Annotated in this window: 16 protein-coding genes; 2 read left to right on the top strand and 14 right to left on the bottom strand. The window is 43.8% G+C overall.

Translation table 11 applies throughout. The annotated features are described in order from the left end of the window. Positions 1 to 24: 24 nt before the first annotated feature. Positions 25 to 642, top strand: coding sequence for a Crp/Fnr family transcriptional regulator (locus tag AC3AQ9_RS11485; RefSeq protein ID WP_488307625.1), 618 nt, complete (start codon positions 25 to 27; stop codon positions 640 to 642). 563 nt (positions 643 to 1,205) lie between these two features. Here AC3AQ9_RS11485 and AC3AQ9_RS11480 read toward each other — a convergent pair. Both AC3AQ9_RS11480 and deoD read right to left on the bottom strand, forming a co-directional pair. Next, the gene (locus AC3AQ9_RS11480) at positions 1,206 to 2,165 is read right to left on the bottom strand and encodes a zinc-binding dehydrogenase (protein ID WP_488307624.1); all 960 of its coding nucleotides are present in this window, start codon (positions 2,163 to 2,165) and stop codon (positions 1,206 to 1,208) included. Between the two features lie 275 nt (positions 2,166 to 2,440). Then, positions 2,441 to 3,160 carry a purine-nucleoside phosphorylase gene (deoD, locus tag AC3AQ9_RS11475; RefSeq protein WP_488307623.1) on the bottom strand — a complete coding sequence of 240 codons (720 nt, stop codon included), beginning with the start codon at positions 3,158 to 3,160 and terminating at the stop codon, positions 2,441 to 2,443. 389 nt (positions 3,161 to 3,549) lie between these two features. Here deoD and AC3AQ9_RS11470 point away from each other — a divergent pair, with 389 nt between their 5' ends. After that, positions 3,550 to 4,113, top strand: coding sequence for a nitroreductase family protein (locus AC3AQ9_RS11470; protein ID WP_488307622.1), 564 nt, complete (start codon positions 3,550 to 3,552; stop codon positions 4,111 to 4,113). Between the two features lie 215 nt (positions 4,114 to 4,328). On the opposite strand, the gene AC3AQ9_RS11465 is transcribed toward AC3AQ9_RS11470, so the two are convergent. The 12 genes from AC3AQ9_RS11465 to AC3AQ9_RS11410 all read right to left on the bottom strand — a co-directional run bounded on the left by AC3AQ9_RS11465 (position 4,329) and on the right by AC3AQ9_RS11410 (position 18,499). Further along, a complete protein-coding gene (locus AC3AQ9_RS11465) occupies positions 4,329 to 5,552 on the bottom strand; it encodes a TerD family protein (protein ID WP_488307621.1) in 1,224 nt (407 codons plus the stop codon). Between the two features lie 648 nt (positions 5,553 to 6,200). Beyond that, on the bottom strand, positions 6,201 to 7,709 hold the full coding sequence (locus AC3AQ9_RS11460) for a DUF1846 domain-containing protein (protein ID WP_488307620.1): 1,509 nt from the start codon (positions 7,707 to 7,709) through the stop codon (positions 6,201 to 6,203). A 389-nt stretch (positions 7,710 to 8,098) separates the two neighbouring features. Further along, positions 8,099 to 8,578 carry a 23S rRNA (pseudouridine(1915)-N(3))-methyltransferase RlmH gene (gene rlmH / locus AC3AQ9_RS11455; protein WP_488307619.1) on the bottom strand — a complete coding sequence of 160 codons (480 nt, stop codon included), beginning with the start codon at positions 8,576 to 8,578 and terminating at the stop codon, positions 8,099 to 8,101. 89 nt (positions 8,579 to 8,667) lie between these two features. Beyond that, positions 8,668 to 8,832: a CxxH/CxxC protein gene (locus tag AC3AQ9_RS11450; protein WP_488307618.1), complete on the bottom strand. Its 165-nt coding sequence runs from the start codon at positions 8,830 to 8,832 to the stop codon at positions 8,668 to 8,670. A 619-nt stretch (positions 8,833 to 9,451) separates the two neighbouring features. Continuing rightward, positions 9,452 to 9,955 carry a DinB family protein gene (locus tag AC3AQ9_RS11445; protein ID WP_488307617.1) on the bottom strand — a complete coding sequence of 168 codons (504 nt, stop codon included), beginning with the start codon at positions 9,953 to 9,955 and terminating at the stop codon, positions 9,452 to 9,454. 108 nt (positions 9,956 to 10,063) lie between these two features. Continuing rightward, complete coding sequence (locus tag AC3AQ9_RS11440; RefSeq protein WP_488307616.1) at positions 10,064 to 11,269, bottom strand: S1C family serine protease; 1,206 nt, start codon at positions 11,267 to 11,269, stop codon at positions 10,064 to 10,066. A 147-nt stretch (positions 11,270 to 11,416) separates the two neighbouring features. Continuing rightward, positions 11,417 to 12,205: an MBL fold metallo-hydrolase gene (locus tag AC3AQ9_RS11435; RefSeq protein WP_488307615.1), complete on the bottom strand. Its 789-nt coding sequence runs from the start codon at positions 12,203 to 12,205 to the stop codon at positions 11,417 to 11,419. A 12-nt stretch (positions 12,206 to 12,217) separates the two neighbouring features. Further along, the gene (locus AC3AQ9_RS11430; RefSeq protein ID WP_488307614.1) at positions 12,218 to 13,024 is read right to left on the bottom strand and encodes a two-component system regulatory protein YycI; all 807 of its coding nucleotides are present in this window, start codon (positions 13,022 to 13,024) and stop codon (positions 12,218 to 12,220) included. Further along, a complete protein-coding gene (locus AC3AQ9_RS11425) occupies positions 13,011 to 14,348 on the bottom strand; it encodes a YycH family regulatory protein (protein WP_488307613.1) in 1,338 nt (445 codons plus the stop codon). Before AC3AQ9_RS11425 ends, AC3AQ9_RS11430 begins: the two co-directional genes overlap by 14 nt. Then, positions 14,345 to 16,168 carry a cell wall metabolism sensor histidine kinase WalK gene (gene walK / locus AC3AQ9_RS11420; RefSeq protein ID WP_488307612.1) on the bottom strand — a complete coding sequence of 608 codons (1,824 nt, stop codon included), beginning with the start codon at positions 16,166 to 16,168 and terminating at the stop codon, positions 14,345 to 14,347. Before walK ends, AC3AQ9_RS11425 begins: the two co-directional genes overlap by 4 nt. Positions 16,169 to 16,173: 5 nt before the next feature. Then, positions 16,174 to 16,881, bottom strand: coding sequence for a response regulator YycF (gene yycF / locus AC3AQ9_RS11415; protein WP_488307611.1), 708 nt, complete (start codon positions 16,879 to 16,881; stop codon positions 16,174 to 16,176). Positions 16,882 to 17,068: 187 nt separating this feature from the next. After that, positions 17,069 to 18,499 carry a LysM peptidoglycan-binding domain-containing M23 family metallopeptidase gene (locus AC3AQ9_RS11410; protein ID WP_488307610.1) on the bottom strand — a complete coding sequence of 477 codons (1,431 nt, stop codon included), beginning with the start codon at positions 18,497 to 18,499 and terminating at the stop codon, positions 17,069 to 17,071. Positions 18,500 to 18,652 lie beyond the last annotated feature (153 nt).

Raw genomic sequence — 18,652 nt, 5'->3', positions numbered from 1 at the left:
CTATTTCAACACAATCCAATTTATATGCCGTTATTAAAACAATTGGAACGGAGACATATTATCAAAAAGATGAAATCATTTATTTCGAAGGGGATATCGCCGCTAAATTCTTCCTTATCAAATTCAGGGAGAGTTCGCCTTTTCCTCACTTCAATTGAAGGAAATGAATTATCACTGGCTATACTAGGAGAAAATACCGTGTTTGGGGAATCTTCTTATTTTGGTCATTTGCCTCGCTTAACGTCGGTAAGTGCAATAACGGACGTTGAGCTATTCTCAGTCGATTTAAATATGCTAATGGCTTCTTTTACTGACAATCCTAATTTAATGGTGGAGATGCTCGATCTTATGGGCAAGAGAATCCATTCGCTCTCAGTGCAGGTTTACAGCATGGGGTTTTTTTCAGCAGACAAAAAAGTGGCCCATATATTGGTTCAACTTGGCACTTATTTCAAAAAAGAAACGGCTGACCATTATTCAATCGACTATACGCATGAAGAGATTTCACGATTAATAGGAACTGCCAGAACGACGACAACCAAAGCATTGAAATCATTCGAACAAAAAGGATGGGTTTCCTTAGCCTACAAGAACATCGTGGTGCTGGATGAAGCTTCCTTGAAGCAATACTTGCTGTCTTAAAATATAAAAATGGATGCAGCCAAAAAATCGGCTTCCTTCCCGGAAATTATTAAGGGAAGAAAGCCGATTTTTTCTTTTTGTATATTGTGAGCTAATAAACCTATAATAGCCGATGTTCCGCAAAACAGTTCCGAAGATGTCAGCCGACTCTTGCGAGGAAAATGTCTTTGCAACGAAGTGCGCAGCACTGAAGGAGCATGGTTCTCAAAGCTACGCTATTACAGGGATGTTGTCTTCGCTGCTTTGCTCCATATCTAGAAGCGGCATACTTGTCGGATTCTTGAATTCAGCCTTTATAGAACGCGAAACTATGCCTAGTCAATCAATTCGTCATTTCTTGCTTGGGTCATTCAAAAATTCGACCAGCTGCTCCTATGTATTCTCAGCCTGTGGCGTATTCATGATGAATGGATATCCATGCCCCAATTCGGCTTCTTGCTCGAATAAAAAACGTTGACAACTTCAACTCCGCTTAAATAGGAATTTTTTAAACTTTTTTCATAAAATTAAAAGCCTCGTGGAAGAAATACCAGGAGACTTTTAATATGATTCACTATTAATATTTATTCATTTCCCTCATACACAGCTACTAAACGGCCTTGTACTTCTCCGGCTTTCAGCTTTTCAATGCCTTCAGGAATGTCTTCAAATTTAATCTTCGTCAATTTTGGACTCAGTTTGCCTGCTGCCATCAATTCATAAATTTCAGCAATATCCTGCGGCGTCCCGCCCACGTTTGCTAATAATCTCTTAGCGCCTGTGATAAATGAAACCGTATTAATAGTGGTCTCCAGTTTCCCCATACCTACCAATACGACAGTTCCACCTCGTTTAACGACCTCCAATGCATCTGAAGTGGTGTTTCCAAACCCGGCATAATCCACAATCAAGTCTAATTCTTTATCTGCTAAATCTTTAATATCAGATACCACTTCCACTGCTCCGATTTCTTTAGCCAATTCACGCGCTTTCTCGCTAACATCTGCTGCATACACATTTTTAAATCCTTTTGCAATAGCCGCTTGCAATGCAAATTGACCCAGTCCGCCAATCCCAATTAAACCAACTTTCATATCAGGAGTTGCTTGCCCTATATTAAACAAGGCTGAATAGGAAGTCATTCCTGCGTCCGTCGCTGCAGCAGCCATTTCCATTGAAAGCCCATCAGGAACACGAACCAAATCTTCTGCCGGCGCATGAATTTTCGTTCCGAAACCACCATCATAATGATATCCTGGATTCGTGCCGGATGGTCCGGTTGGGCAGATAGCGACCCGGTCTCCTACTTTAAAATCCGTGACGCCTTCCCCTACTTCAGAAATTGTTCCCGCATTCTCATGACCCATAATAACTGGCGGATGCATCAATGCCATCCAGCCCTCATCCTCCAGAGTCCCAACATCAGAATGGCATAAACCTACTGCCGCCGTATCAATCACTACACGTCCTGGAGCCGCTTTCGGAACTTCCTGTTCTACGAGCTTAAGTGGTTCATGCGTTTTAGTAAATTGCCAACCTTTCATGCTGTTTCCTCCTCTTAATAAATGTTTGTCAATCCAGCTTAAACATAACAAAGTTATAAATTTTATGCAGACTTTTCACCTTAGGCTCAAAAAACAGCCCCGGCATTCTCCTGACGGAAAATTACCGGGGGCTCTTATGTTTTTCTCTTCTTAATACGCCAGTTTATAAATGACTTCCCCGTCGATTCTCTGGCCACCTGCTCTAAATCCCAGCTAACTGCCTGGCCAACCTGTTTTCCGGCTAAATGCTCGAAAAACCTTCAATCAAACTACTTTCAAACCATATCCAAAGCGATTTCAACCATCTGCGTAAATGAAGTTTGTCTTTCCTCTTGTGTGGTTTGTTCATGAGTAATCATATGGTCACTTACTGTTAAAATGGTTAATGCGTTAACTCCGGCACTGGCAGCGTTCATATATAAACTTGTCGTTTCCATTTCTTCCGCCAATATGCCCATCTTCGCCCACTTTTCTGTTGCCGTTTCATCCGCATTATAGAAAACATCGCTTGATAGTACATTCCCTATATGAACCTTATAATTCTTTTCGTCAGCTGCTTTTTTAGCTTTCTCCAATAGTTCGAAAGACGCTGTAATCGGAAATTGGCCTGGAAGATTCCATTGATGCGCATAATTTGAATTCGTTGCTGCTCCCATAGCAAAGATAAGATCATATAATTTAATATCCTCTTGCATCGCTCCACACGAACCGATACGAATTAAATTTTTAACCCCAAAAACATTAATCAATTCCCACGAATAGATGGCCATGCTTGGCGCTCCCATGCCGGTACCCATAACAGAAACTTTCTTTCCTTTATATTCACCCGTATACCCCAGCATTCCTCTGACATCATTAAAAAGAACAGGGTTGTCTAAAAAGGTTTCAGCTATAAACCTTGCACGATAAGGATCTCCTGGCAAAAGGATCGTTTCTGCTATTTCTACTCCGTTCGGCTTAATATGCGGTGTTTCTTTTAATTCATTGTTGTTCATTTTATTCTCTCCTTAAAGTTTTATAGTCTTACCATACACGGTTCACTATCTTTTGGAAATTCTACGTTAGTTTAATTTTTCTGGAGCTGGCTTCTATAGTAAGTCCTATTAAAATAGACGGTGTCACTTACAGCGTATATTCTCCAAAACGATCAATCTACTTTAGTAAAGAGTATAGTAGCTGATGCATTAGTATAAATGCTGAACAATAAAGTAATTAGTTTCGATTGTACGAAAGTGGATTATTTTCAGCTTGAATTTGAGTAAATTCCTTAACCTATCTTACGAAAAAATTACAAGCTTACTTTTCGTAAGTCATATTACTTGCAAACTTGCTTAACTAATTTAAAATAAACAAGGGAGTTTGATACCCTTAGGAGGATTTTATCATGACATTCGAAGCAAAAGATTACCGAACACCTGAACACAAAATTGCAGACTTATTTTTAAATCGTTGGTCTCCACGTTCTTACGCTGACAAACCAGTAGCTGACGACGTACTAAATAGACTATTCGAAGCAGCTCGTTGGGCACCTTCTTCAGGTAACAACCAACCTTGGCGCTTCATCGTTGCTAAAACAGAAGCTGACCTTGAAAAATTCTATCCAATCTTGATGGAAGGAAACTTGGCATGGGCTAAAAACGCACCAGTATTAGCAATATTAGTTTCTGATAACACAAAAGGTTCAAATGAATTTGATGCCGGCACATCTTGGGGATTCCTGTCATTACAAGCAGCTAAAGAAGGCTTAATCACTCACCCAATGAGCGGTATTTACAAAGATGTGGCCAAGGAAGCATTAAATATTCCTGAAAACTTCGATGTACAATTAGCAATCGCGATCGGTTACAAAGGTGAAAAAGAACTGCTTTCTCCCGAATTACAAGAACGCGAAACACCGTCAGGCCGCCGCCCATTAGATGAAATTTTATTTGAAGGTTCTTTTAAATAATCTCTTAAACAAGCCGTTCAGTTATTAAACTGAACGGCTTGTTTTATAAATCTCATTTACTTATGGTACGGTTCTCCGTAGTAAATCTAAATGAGGTTTTATTCAATTATTCTACTTTAAACAATGTTTTCCTCAATTACAGTGGATTCTATTCTTAGCTACATTTCATCAATTCTATTACATGATTTGTAAACTCATTAAAATCATAGCCCTGTTTACTTATAGTTATTTTTTGGTCCCTGATCCATCATAACCTCAACCATATTTGAAGACCCCATCTTAAGTTTAGGTCTATATTCTGAGTTTGGCTTACTGTACAGCTCTATTGGACTGATAATCACACCGTCTTCTGTATTTTGAAGAATTCCGGGCACACAAGTATAAATTCTGTCATTATTGTTTGCATTTTTGGAGGAGATGGTAACGGAAGTCCCGCTGTGATTATCTATACTCATGGATACCTTGTATCTGTAGAATGAGCCTGTTCCATTTGACTGAGCAGAATAAACCACAGGAACCACTGCGAGAATATCATTCGTCAATCTTAATTTAATGATCTCTTTCTTAATTGAGCCACTGTTTCGCCCCACATCCCCCATATGTTCCACTGCGCCGTTGCCAAACCGGCTGAGAGGAGGGGTTCCCGTCGCCCCGAACATAGCGACATCCACCTGCTTGCCATTCTTCGTGTAGACCAAGGCATATATATCGTAGTCTGTTCCCGTCTTCCAGGATACTGTAGCTGTAATCTCTGGCGTTTTATCAATTATAATCGGCTTTTGACCTTTATCGAGATTTATCTTACCTTTTACTTTTTCAAGGTTTATCGATGAAAATGCATTCTGGCTGCTTTTATCTTTAAGTTCTTTGGAGAGTTTCTCAGGTTCTTTAGGCTTGGCAGGCTTTATTGACTCCTCAGGATCAACTTCCACACCGTAATTCTTACATAGCCCTTCAAGGCCGGAATCAAATCCACGCCAGATTGATTTGGCCTTTGTTTGGCCATTCCTTAAGTATAATTCCAATACCACTATTCCATTTTCCTTTGAGAAGTCAGCGGGGGTTAATTGGATACTGTTATTACCGCTGCGTATCTCTGCCTTCAGGTTTTTTACATTTGAAAAACCCGTGTTGTTATCCTCTGTAAGCGTAACAGCTATCTTAGTAATACCTGGAGGGACTTTACTCAGATCAAAATCAATTTTATGTACTTTTGTATTTCCCATTTTCGCAAATGGCCTAAGAGTGGCTGCTCCGGAAGAGCTCTCTGGCTGATTATAAAATATAATTCCGCTGTCTCCCTGTACCTTTTCTAGATCAGTTAACAGGAAAGCCGTTAAGGAAATATCGATTGCATCAGAAATTTCGTAGCTCACCGTAACAGTGCCTTTTGGAGAATTCAAAGCGGTGTTTGCGCCCATTTGAAGCAGTTGATTCATTTAAACCACGCCTTCCTCATTTATGGATTAACTATGTGTTGTCCAGTTTCTTTTTATTATTAATTCTCTTTCATTATAACAAAAATTTACATTTCGATGGAATATATCTATTCATACTTAGTAACCGGACTTCAATAAAAAGAAGAGGCATTAAACTTCTTTAATGCCTCTTCTTTGCATACTTAAATTTTTTGAAACCAGCCATTCTGATGCAAAAATTTAAATTTTCATCTGTTTATGATAAGGTTCACTGCAGCCACTTTATAGGCAGTTTTATTTTTCTGTTAGGTGGAGTAAAATCATTTTTGTATAGTCTTTCAAAAGTATCTTCATATTCTCCAAGTGGGAGCGTCGAATTAATTGTTGGCCGAATATCAAATTGCTCAGCCAACTTGAAAAGCTGTGCTAAAGTTTCCTTGAGGTCTTGATTAGAGGATTTCCAAAGATCAAACCCCGTCAATATTGCTTGTTTTATGTCATGATCCATAAGATTGATGTTTGCACAGATATTCCGGCAGATAATCCATTAATCCAAAAAGGTGTAGTCTTCTCATTAGAAGACTACACCTTTTTAGTAAACTCTATAAACGAAAAAACATCTGCCTTAGGCTTCTATGTAAGAAGAAAAAGGCAGGCGTTTACCAAAAACTAATTGTAATACAGGTTCTCAGTTGGATATACCGGATCATTGGTAATGTCGATTCCAAGCTTCTTAAAGGTCTGTTCGTTTTCCCTATTCAATATAACCGTGGAATGCGCTTGTGTATCTCTTAAATTTGGCAGTTGCTTATAAGCCAGCTCAGAAGTAGGGTTGGTGACCGCGCTGATTGCCAGTGCAATCAGCACTTCATTGGCGCTTAATGTCGGGACTCGGCTGTTCAAATCATCGGTTTTCAACCGTTGAATCGTCTGCAGAATCATCGGTGACAACAAATCAATTTCATCGGAAATATTGGTCAATTTCTTCAACCCATTCAGAATCGCGGCTGCCGAAGCATCCATCAAAGTTGTCGTTCGACCGGTGATCATCTCACCATTTGGCAGTTCTATCGCAATTACGGCTTGTAAATTCGTGCTGTCCATGCTCTCTTGAATCGCTTTGGCATAATTACGGGCCGGCAATACAGGTGCCCGATCCTCTTTCTTTAAGTCAGTCTCTTCCAGAATCACTTGCATGTGGCGTACACTATCTTCATCAGCAAGCCCTTTTTTATAGTCGTTCTCTACGACGAAACTGCGCCGAATGATTTCCTGCTTGGCAGCTTCCTGCACGACCATATCGTCGGTGATGCCCGATTTCAGACGATTAACACCCATATCAGTCGGTGAGCTGTAAACAGACTCTTTACCAGTAATCCTTTCAATAATCCGTTTGATGACAGGAAACGTCTCCATATCCCGATTGTAATTGATCGCTACTTTCCCGTATGCTTCATAGTGATAATTGTCAATCATATTTACGTCTTTCAAATCGACGGTAGCCGCTTCATAAGCGATGTTTACCGGGTGCTTTAGCGGCAAGTTCCAAACGGGAAAAGTCTCAAACTTGGCATAACCGACTTTATTCCCCAATTTATTCTCATGGTACATTTGGTTAAGGCAGGTGGCAAGCTTTCCACTGGCTGGGCCGGGTGCCGTTACTACCACGATTGGCTTTGTCGTTTTAATATAGGGATTCGTCGCAAATCCCTCTTCCCCAAGGACCGCGTCCACATTTGTAGGGTAACCTTTGATTTCGCGGTGGATACAGACGCTGATTCCGCTTCTCTCAAGCTTTGTCATAAATACTTTGGCTGTTGGTTGTCCTTGATAACGAGTGATCAAGACACTGTTGACAGAAATGCCATATGCCCGATATTCATCGATTAAGCGCAAGACATCTTGGTCATAAGTGATGCCGTAATCTTCACGGACTTTGTTCCGTTCGATGTCTCCAGCGTACACACAGATAATGATTTCCGCGTTTTCTTTCAGCGTATGCAATAATTTGATTTTGGCATCTTCATCAAATCCAGGCAAGACACGCTTTGCATGTTTGTCGCCTATCAATTTTCCGCCAAATTCCAAGTACAGTTTATCATACTGCTGCACCCGTTCTAGGATGTAGGCTGATTGTTCTTGCAAATATTTCTCCGAATCAAATCCAATTTTTTTCATTCAATTCCCGTCCCGTCTTCTATACTTCAAGCTCTCTTAACCCGATCGATAAAACGCCTTAAGAGAAACTACCAACTAAAATCCATCCTTTATCATTATAAATTTTTGAAAAAAAAAGTAAATCGGTCCAATTGCTTCATTGATAGAGTTATCCTAATAAGCGCAGTGGCCTTACCATGGATGTATTCAACTAAAATAATGGAATTAAACCAACGTTTAGCAAATCCAAACGACAAAAACCTTGTTTCTCTTGGATAGGTTTTAATAACTGAATTAATATGATTTATCGGTGTAAAGAAAACATTAGAATTCGGTTTAATAACTATATTATCTTTAGTATTTGGACAAACATGTATAAGTTAAAGTTTATTTAATAGTATAAACCTCATTCACTTATGATAAGGCTCGCCCTTCATAATCCGGAACGCCCGGTAAACCTGCTCCACCAAAATCAGCTTCATCAGCTGATGGGGAAACGTCATCTTGGAAAACGACAATTTCTCATCCGCCCGCTTTAATACCTCTTCATGGAGGCCAAGCGACCCGCCGATGACAAAGACAATTTTGCTGCGGCCATAAGTCATCAATGATTCAATGTCTTTCGCCAGCTGTTCGGAGGTTTTCATCTTCCCGTCAATTGCCAGGGCGATAACGTAAGCATCCGGAGAAACTTTCGCCAGGATCCGGTCTCCTTCTTTCTTCTTCACAATCTCCATATCCGCATCGCTTAATTGCTCCGGCGCTTTTTCATCCGCCACTTCAATCTCATTGATTTTTGCGTAGCTTCCCAACCGCTTTGTGTACTCTTCTATCCCGGATTTCAAATATTTCTCTTTTAGTTTCCCAACACTGATAATTGAGATATTCACAACTTATCCCCCTTTACACAATATTTACAAACAAGTTACCCACAAATGTTATACACATATCCACAGGTTTTTCTACATCTTGTGCCCGCTCATTCGTTCGCCACAAGATACAACGCAGCTTCTTCACAGTAATCGCATTTTGTGGATAACTTTTCTTGTTCTGATAATTCAGTAAGAATAGGATAACTTTTCGTCGCGGCCACAAACATGTCAAGCCCATGCTCCACGTGGGTTTTACAGGATTTTATCTTCATTTTTTCCACTCCTTTCGATTTCCGAATATTCCACACAGTTATGCACAATTTATTCACTTTTATCCACAACCTATTTTAACAGAAGTAAAACGTTCCGGATAGCGAAGCTTCTAGAGGCCTGTGGATAGTTGGTAACTTCAATAAATTCAAAAAGTTATCCACATACTATTTTTCTGCTTTCACGAACAATGGCTGTCATTTATTAAGTTCAGCTTCACAAATATTACAATAGTGTTACATGAAAAATTACTAGTTTTCGCTTGAGTTTACTTAAAATTTTAGAGCTTCTGGGAAAGCTAATGGTACGCCATTTAGGAAATATCGAAGAGAACCTTTCTTCTTCTATTCCCAATTCACTTTTAAAAGAAAGAGCGGATGACGGCGAGAGCGAACATTCTGCTCCTGCATCGCTACGCTAGCTTCGTCGCAAGCGAAATGTGCAAAAGCACTTTTGCACATTTCGCTTCCTGCGGGAAAGCGGGTCCAGGTGAGACCCTTCAGGAGCTTGCGACGAGGAGGCTTAGGGCCGTACCCCGCGAAAAGCGTCCGTCAGGAGCGATTTCTTCAACACAAAAACCACAAAACGCCTACACGCGTCTTGTGGTCTCTATTGTTCTTCTTAAACTTCCGGAGGAGGCGCTCCCATAGCTGCCCATTCCTCTTTCGCTGGCCCATATAACCCTGGAACCTTCAATCCTGCCTGGCGCATCAGCACCGTCATCTGGCCGCGATGATGGATCTGGTGCGTAAACAATACCTTCAGGATCGTTTCAACGCTCCACATCTCCCCGTACATATCATGCTCTTCTTTCAAGGTTTCATCCGTCCAGTTTTCCTTCATCGCCGTCACCATCGATTGATTCGAAAAACGGTAAGCTTCCGCAATTTCTTCAGCTGTATCCGGAGCAGGGGTGCCGAATTTAGCTGCTGAAAATGCCAGGCCAGTATGGCTCATCATCTCATCTAACGTCGTCACCAGATGCCAGCCTAAGCGGCCAAGCGTCCGGAAACCATCCGCTACTTGCTGTTGGAGCGATTCATCTGTCAAGGCTTCAAGTATTTTCTGGGTCGATTCCGCTTCATGCTGCCATTCCTTCAAAAAATCATCCAAATTAATGAACATACTATCCCTCCTGTCTTTCATTGCATTTACCTAATTCGTGAAAAGAGCCGTTTTTCCTGCATAAAAAAACGGACCCGGAAGCTTTCGCCCCTGAATCCGTTTCGTTTTTTACAGCGCTGAGTTATCAACAAGCTCTAACTCAAAATCCATCAACTTGCCATTACGGTAAGCTTTGACGGCTAAGGTATCACCGATTTTTTTCTCGTTGTATAAATGCTGGCGCAATTCAATAATGTCGGCTACAGGTTCGCCGTCCATCTCGACAATGACGTCAAACTGCTGCATGCCTGCTTTTGCTGCTGCAGAGCCCTCTACAACCGAGTTGACGACAACACCTTCCTTAACATCTTCCGGAAGGTTCAAGGTCTCCTGGCGCTGCGCCTGTGGCACTTGAACGAGATCAAGTAATGTAATGCCCATCGCAGGACGGATCATTTCACCATTTTCTTCAATCGACTTGATGACCGGCAGCGCGGAATTGATCGGAATCGCAAAACCGATTCCTTCTACCGCATCGGTCGCGATTTTCATCGAGTTGATGCCGATCAGCTGTCCAGCCAAGTTAACAAGCGCACCGCCGCTGTTTCCTGGGTTGATCGCAGCGTCCGTCTGAAGAACTTCAGCTTGCCAATCCGGCTGGCCATTGCCATCCAAATCCACCGGTACAGCACGGTCAGTCCCGGATACCACACCAGTGGTTACAGATCCGGAAAAATCAAGGCCGAGCGGGTTTCCGATGGCAATCACCGTTTCTCCCCGTTTTAACGCATCTGAATCCCCGATTTCCGCAACATCCGGCACGAGGGAACTGTCCATCTCCAGTACAGCAAGATCTGTCCAGATATCACTGCCGACAAGCGTCGCTTCCGCTTTTGAACCGTCCGCAAGCGTCAATTCGATGCCATTGGCTCCTTCAATTACGTGGTGGTTCGTCACGACGTACGCGGTCCCGCCTTCATTTTTATAAATAACACCGGAGCCGGTTCCGACAGCCTGTTCCTGTGCGGGAGTCTGTGACCAGAAATCGTTCGTCTCTTGCAGATTCGTCACTCCGACCACTGCGTCTGCTACTTCTTCAACCGCTTGCGTTACATCCGTCGTGATATCTACGGAGGCGGTGGCTGACTGACGGTCCGTTTCCACCACTTCTGTTCCCGTTGCTGAACTATTTCCAGGAGTCAGCCCCGGTATGGAATAAAGCAGCAGCCAAACTAAAAGGGCCCCAATAGCGACACCTGCCAGCCCTGCTAAAAAAGTGCCTGCACGGCTCGGCTTTCGCCGGCCATTCGGCGCTTGGTCATTATAATATCCCATTGCATTTCATCATCCTCTCCGTTTTCTTTCTATAACTCTTATATAGCCTTAGTTTAAGAATACGAAACAGACAATTCAAGTGAAAACCGGCGGCAAATGAAGCCATAAAAAAAGCCGGAAGCTTTGCCGCTCCCGGCTTTTCATCAATTAAACGATCACCAATTCAGTTGGAACATTGGCATCAGTGTCCAATAAATCGACATATTCTCCGACAATGATTCCTTTGGTCTGCAGCGTTTGCTCAACACTCATGCGCGCCAGGTCTTTCATGTTATTGTCTTTGCTGAGATGCGACAAGTAAATGCGTGTCGGCTTTTCCGCCATGACTTCACTCATTGCCACTGCTGCATCCTCGTTGGAAACGTGCCCGACATCGCTCAGGATTCGCCGTTTCACTGACCAAGGATAGCGGCCCATCTGCAGCATGCCGACATCGTGGTTGCTTTCAAACACATAAGCATCAGCTGCCTGTATAACGCCTTTCATCCGATCGCTGACATAGCCTGTATCGGTGATGAGCGCAAGCTTCCGGCCGTTCTCATGGAATACATAAAACATAGGATCAGCTGCATCATGCGACACCGCAAAAGATTCAATATTAAGCGATCCAAATGTTTTCACGGTATCCATGTCAAAATGAAAACGCTGTTCCACCGGAATAGCTCCGACAAGCCCGTCCATAGCCAGCCAGGTTTTCGCATTGGCATAGATCGGGACTTTGTGTTTGCGCGCTACAATCCCCAGGCCTTTGATATGGTCACTATGCTCATGCGTCACCAGAATGCCGTCCAGATCATTCATTTTTTTGCCAATGGATGCGAACAATTCCTCCATTTTGCGGCCGCTGAGGCCCGCATCGACCAAAAATGAATGCTGGTCATTTTCTATATAAATAGCATTGCCGCTTGAGCCGCTTGCTAATACACTAAACCGCATACTAAAATCTCCTTATTGTGTAACTTCTGTTTGTTCCTTGATTTCGATAATATCTCCTTTAACCGCATTCACAAAAAACTCTTCTTTTGTCCCGTCTTCAAATGTCGCCTTAATGTGCCAAGTTGGGAGGAACATCTGAGTATTTTCCGAAACGGTCACATATTCCGAATAACCGAGCTCTGCTGAATCAACATTTGTGCCGGATGGAAGCAATCTTTTTTGGTAAAGGTTATGAATCGCCTGAACGGGCGAAATCAACGATTTCTGCTGTTCGCCTTCCACCACATTTTCATAGATGGTCTGTTCATATTTCGTAACTTCTCCGTCTTCGTTCCAGTAGAGGGTCAAACTCCCGTTATCGCTGTAGAACAATGGCTTGCCGTTGATTTCCTGAGTGAACACGGCTTTTCTGTCTTGCTCCGAAATTTCCCAAAGGCCGTACTGCTCTCCTTCGTAGATGGTTTCTTCCACAAATTCCTGAAGTGTTTCTGAGCTTACTTTGCCACTCAACGGTATCGGTTCAGTAAAAGTAGCTGACAAAAATTTATCATTTCTATTGTTCTTTTTCAAGTCTACACCCGGAACATCCGTTGCGACAAATGTTTTCATCGTTCCAGTCACGTAAGGCAAAGCTTCTACTTCAACCGGCAAACCCGAATAGGTGATGGATTCAGCTTCCAGCTTTTCCTCGTTGGAAGACTCGGAGAGGAAATCCACGCTTTCCGCTTCTTTGTAGCGGTTTAAATAAAGGGAATACAAAAATACATTCAGTATGGCAAAGACAATGATGAAAATGGATTTGGTTTTATTCCAATCCAACTTTTCCACCTCCTAACTCTTTTTCCGTTAAGCGGGTCCAGGTTTCGTCGGCTTTGAAGTACCAGGCTGGCTGTAAGTTCAATAGCCGCTCCGGATCTTTTTCATCGCGTGTCAATTCGTAGCCATGTACGATGTCCGTAATTTTGGACAAATCCTGTTTTTTCAGATGAGTGATGGCGTGGAGCGCAGCGGCACCTGAAGGAAGCGTCATCGTTCCTGTTTCTCCCCATGATTCGAGAACATAATACGGGCGTTTATAGCGGAATACTTGCTCTGTTTCCTCATCGATTCCCCATACCAGTTCCAGATCGGTTGAAAACGTCGAGCTGAATACCGGCAAGCTGTCCAAATAAAGACGGTAATCGATTTTCTGATTGAGCGGTTCCATTCCAAAATAACGGTAATCATTGGTCCAACCGCTATGCCCATTGATAAAGTCAACCGTATCAAATATCAGTTCAGACGGTATGGCAGGGTCTTGGGTCTCCGCTTTCGGCTGGACATAACTGATGCTCTTGTGGCTTCTGTCCACACTCATCAAGGCATCCGATTCATCGCTGTACTCCTCATTCATCAAATCACCGGTCGACTCGACACTGCCTGGATTTTCGAACAGCCCATCAACGAACTTCTGGCTGTCAATGTCCTCCTGCAGGTATCTATAGGTCGCCACCTCGAGGGGATTTTCCGGCACATAGATCGGCAAAACCCCGATTTTTTCATCAGTGATAAAGGTTTCGTAATTAAACGCAGTTTCAACAATCTGTGATTGGAATTGCTCTAGCTCAGAAGCCGAAACATTGGCCTGATGGACACGCCCTGATCTTGTATTAATAAAGTAAAGAGTGAAATCGGTATTTTCCGCTTGGCCCCACTCAATGACCAGCCGGTCAAATGAAGCTTCCGGGATGCTGTCATCCACGATTTCCATCATGCTGTCGAATACCGGAAACGGAACTTGGCCCGGATAATATAACACAGCACGGTTGGGGTCATGCATATACGATTTCAAAACTTCTGCCGGCGCTTCTTTAGCAACCTCTACGATGCCATGGATTTGCCATTGCTTCATCACATCCAAGAGAAGGTTGACTTGCTCCTTTTGCGTAGTCCCGGTGACCACGTCGTTGAAATGATACAGCGCTTTGCTTGGCTGAACGACTTGGTCCACCGTTTTCGTTTCCCCCAGGGCCACTTCAATAGCCGGGGTCGTTTCAATCCGTTCAAAACTTGGAGTGAATGTCCAAATGATAAAAGTGAGAACAAGACTGAGAACAATCAGCAAAAACAAGGCAATTGATTTGATATGCTCAACGTACTTCATTCCCATTCACCTCCATCGTCTTCTTCAAATGGCAGCGTGAAGAAAATGGTGGTCCCTTTGCCGTACTGGCTTTCAGCCCAGATATGGCCGCCATGCGCATTGATCATTTCTTTTGAAATGGCTAGCCCAAGGCCGGTGCCGCCCATGGCACGTGAACGCGCACGGTCGACCCGGTAGAAGCGGTCGAAAATCTTGTCGACGTTCTCTTTCGGGATTCCCATTCCCTGGTCGATGATGCGGATGAGAATAAAGCCATCTTCAACTGTCATGGCAAACTGGATTTTGCCGCCTTCCGGCGAATACTTGAGTGCATTGGAAATGATATTATCGATTACCTGCGTCAATTTATCCGGGTCTATTTCAACAAAATATTGTTCTTTTGGAAGCTCCCGTTCGAAATAGACATTCTGGGATTTCGACATCTCAAATCGGTCGATAATGCGGTTGAAAAATACATTGAACTCAATCATTTCTTTATTGATCTCAGTCTCGCTTGAATCCATTTTCGATAGTTTCAGCAAGTCATTGACCAGCCGGATCATGCGTTCCGTTTCGGTTTGGGTGACATTTAAAAACGTCGGTGCGAGCTCCTGGTCTTGCCAAGCTCCATCCGCAAGCGCCTCTAGATAACTTCTCATTGTCGTCAGCGGCGTCCGTAATTCATGCGATACGTTCGCCACGAACTCCCGGCGTTCCATATCGATTTTTTCCTGTTCGGTATTGTCATGCAAAACGGCGATGACGCCATTGACAAAGCCGGTTTCTTTTTGGATGACGGAAAAGCTTACACGAAGAAGTGCACTTTCTTCATAAGTGCTTAAATCAAGCGTGATGGCTTCTTTCAAATGGATCAAGTCCTCAAAAGTATATTCCGTGTCCAATCCCAGTACAGATGTAATAGGCCGGTTTATAACCGTTTCACGTGAAACATTCAATAACCGGAGTCCCGGATCGTTGATCAGGATGACGCGCCCTCTTCTATCAGTCGACAACACCCCGTCCGTCATATTGGCAAGGACTGAAGCCAATTTCCGGCGTTCGCTTTCCGTGGACTGCTGAGATTCCTGCAAGCGGTTTGTCAGGTTGTTAAAGGATTTCGCCAGCTGGCCGATTTCATCATCTCCGTAGACTCGGACCTTCCTTGAGAAATTCCCTCTTGCCATTGCCTGAGCCTGTCGCCGCATATCGGAAATCGGTTTGGAAATCGTCTGTGCCACCAAGACCCCAAGCACTGCGGTTACCGCCAAAGCGATGGCGGTCCCAACTGCAAGAATCGAATTGATGTCATCCATCTGGTCGTAGACATTTTCGATGTCCGCTTCCATATACAAGGTACCGAGCACTTCGCCGCCTTCCGCCATAATCGGCTGCGTCCGAACCCATACCCGGTTTTTCTGGGAATTGACTTTCGTTCTGTCTTCAACCGTTTCTCCTACCATTGATTGCATCACCAATTCATCGGTCGATCGTTGGCCGACAAGCGACTGGTTGTCGACTGCCGAAGAAGCCAAAATCCGATGGCGGGAGTCGATAACACGAATTTCGTCAATATCTTCGGATTTAAACCCGTAAAGGACCGATCGCAGGCTTTGCTCAAGTGTCAAATCCTCGTCGGTCCGCGTCTTTATCATTTCTTCTCTTACACTAAATTCCACGATGTTCATGCGCTCTGTAATCGAACTTTTAAAATTGTCGATGAGCGTCTCTTCCAGCTGCTGGGCAAAATAAAGGCCGATAATCTGCATCGCTAGCAATATCAACAAAATATAAATCAACACAAATTTCACATGAATTGATTTGAAGAAACTTACTTTTTGCATTCGACCTACTCCTGTTCAGGATTCCGCAAGTAATACCCTACGCCTCTGCGGGTTACGATCCATGCCGGATGGCTCGGATTGTCTTCAATTTTTTCACGGAGGCGGCGAATCGTTACATCGACGGTGCGCACGTCCCCGAAATAATCATAGCCCCACACTGTTTGAAGCAAATGCTCACGGGTCATCACTTGTCCGATGTGTTTGCCAAGATAATGGAGCAATTCAAATTCACGGTGAGTCAGCTCAATGGTTTCATCGCGCTTCTGCACCAAATAAGCATCCGGCTGGATCGTCAGTGAACCTACCTGGATATCATTTGAGTTCGGTCCATCCTCTTCAAGCGGCACCACGTTCTGGCGGCGCAAATTCGCTTTCACACGAGCGATCAATTCACGCGTGGAAAATGGTTTTGTCACATAGTCATCCGCTCCAAGCTCCAAGCCTAGAACTTTATCAATTTCTGAGTCTTTTGCCGTCAGCATGATTATCGGGAAATCAAACTTCTTGCGGATTTCACGGCATACTTCCATGCCATCACGGTTTGGCAGCATAATATCAAGAAGCATTAAATCGGGCTGAATTTCTTCAGCGATTTTGATGGCATCATCTCCGTCATAGGCACACACGACGTTAAAGCCTTCCTTTTTTAAATTGAATTGCAGAATGTCTGCAATCGGTTTTTCATCATCAACAACTAAGATTGTTTTACTCATTCTTTTTCCCCCTCATATTCCATCATTTTTTGGTGGAATTTCCTCCGAAGTACATTCTTATCTATCATTACTTTATCACTGTTTTGAAGGTTTCGCATCTCTCACTTCCTGCGCATTATTTCCCGGGAAATAATGCGCAGGGAATTGAAAAAGACCGGCCTATAGTTGAGGCCGATCTTTTAGACATTTAATTTATATATTTCAAGGGGTCTTGTGTTACACCATTTAAAGATACTTCAAAATGCAGATGGATGCCAGTAGAACGACCTGTGTTCCCCATGTTCCCCAGTTTCGTCCCTTGAGGCACCACTTCCCCGACTTTAACATCAATAGAAGAAAGATGGGCATAGATGGTCTCATAGCCATTCTGATGATCCACGATGACCCGGTTCCCAAAAGTTCCGGCAGCTCCTGCGGCTTTTACTACGCCATGGTCGGCAGACTTGATAGCAGGGCCGCTTGGATGGGCAATATCGATGCCGTTGTGCAGCCTGCCCCAGCGCGGGCCTCTTTTACTCGTAATGCGGCCGTCTTCTGCCGGCCACATAAATGTTCCTGTGCCGACTGAAGGAGGCTCCATCGTGCCATTCAGCACGATATGGTCGATTGGCTGCAGTGTAGCTTGTTCGTTTAAGACTGTGTGCGACACTTGCTCACCGTTTACGGTTTCGACTTCAGCCGTGACATGCTTTCTGCCGTTTTTCCCTTGCTGCTTGAGTTTCGTTTCACCCTTCAATAATGTAGGGTCATCCGTTTGCAGTGATTTATGGGGAATCAATGCAATCTGTTTCTGTTGTTTTTTCACTTGCACTGTCACCAACGGACCGGCTTCAGAAACATTTAATTGCGTGCCCGGAGAGAGTTGGCTGAGGTCAATGCCTGGATTCAGCGCTGCCAACTCTTCCAGCTCCATGCCGAAAGCGCCAGCCAGCTCATCTGCCTTGTCGCTTTCAAAAACTGTATAAAAACGTTCGCCGGTAAGCAGGTATTTCGCAGCTTGTTCCGGCTGCATGACAAGCGACGGGTTTGCTTGGCTGGTGGCTCCTGACAGGTTTTCCGCAACCGTCAGGCTAAGGATGCTCGCCTGTCCCGGCTGCAGCTCCGGCAATGCCGCATTGGTGCCTTTTCGCTGTTCCCACTCTGCCAGCTCTTCTGGTGTTGCGTATGCCAGTTTCACCTGGCGAATCATCTCGTCATAAGCAGCTTGATCTTTTACTTGCAGCGTTTCACGGCCGTTGATCGATAACGCGAAAGCGGAAGCCTTAATCTCTACTTCTGCCGCTGCTTCTGCCATCGCTTGCTCTTCTTGAGGAATATTCCGTTCGAATACTTGTTCTTCAACGATGCTGAAATCTTTGTCCACTTCTAATTTCAGGTCTGCAAACTGTGGCTGAAGCTGGCTGATTTTCTCCGCCACCATGCTTTTCACTGCCTGGCTGTCAGAGACAGTGCTTACATACTGTCCTTCATTATATAAATGATAAATCGGCTGAAGATTGCGGTCATCCTCCGATGTAGCGAATACGGGGGTAAAGCTGAGTCCTGTCAGCAGCAGCGCCGATGCAGCACCTGCTTTTAAAAAAGCCATGCCCGTCGCTGGCTGTTGAATGTTCTTCATAATTTCATCTGTAACTCCTTTTATCTTTATGTAAAGCCCTGCAGCTTTCGTATGTATGATTGAACCTTTCTCACTCTAGCATAATCCGCTGGTCATTTTAGCCGATTTTAGCGTCTGTAATCCAACTGACTCATTCTTGCCAAATCCTTCTAT

The organism is Planococcus sp. VCh962 (assembly GCF_057748275.1).
This window is presented reverse-complemented; position numbering and strand designations above follow the sequence as displayed.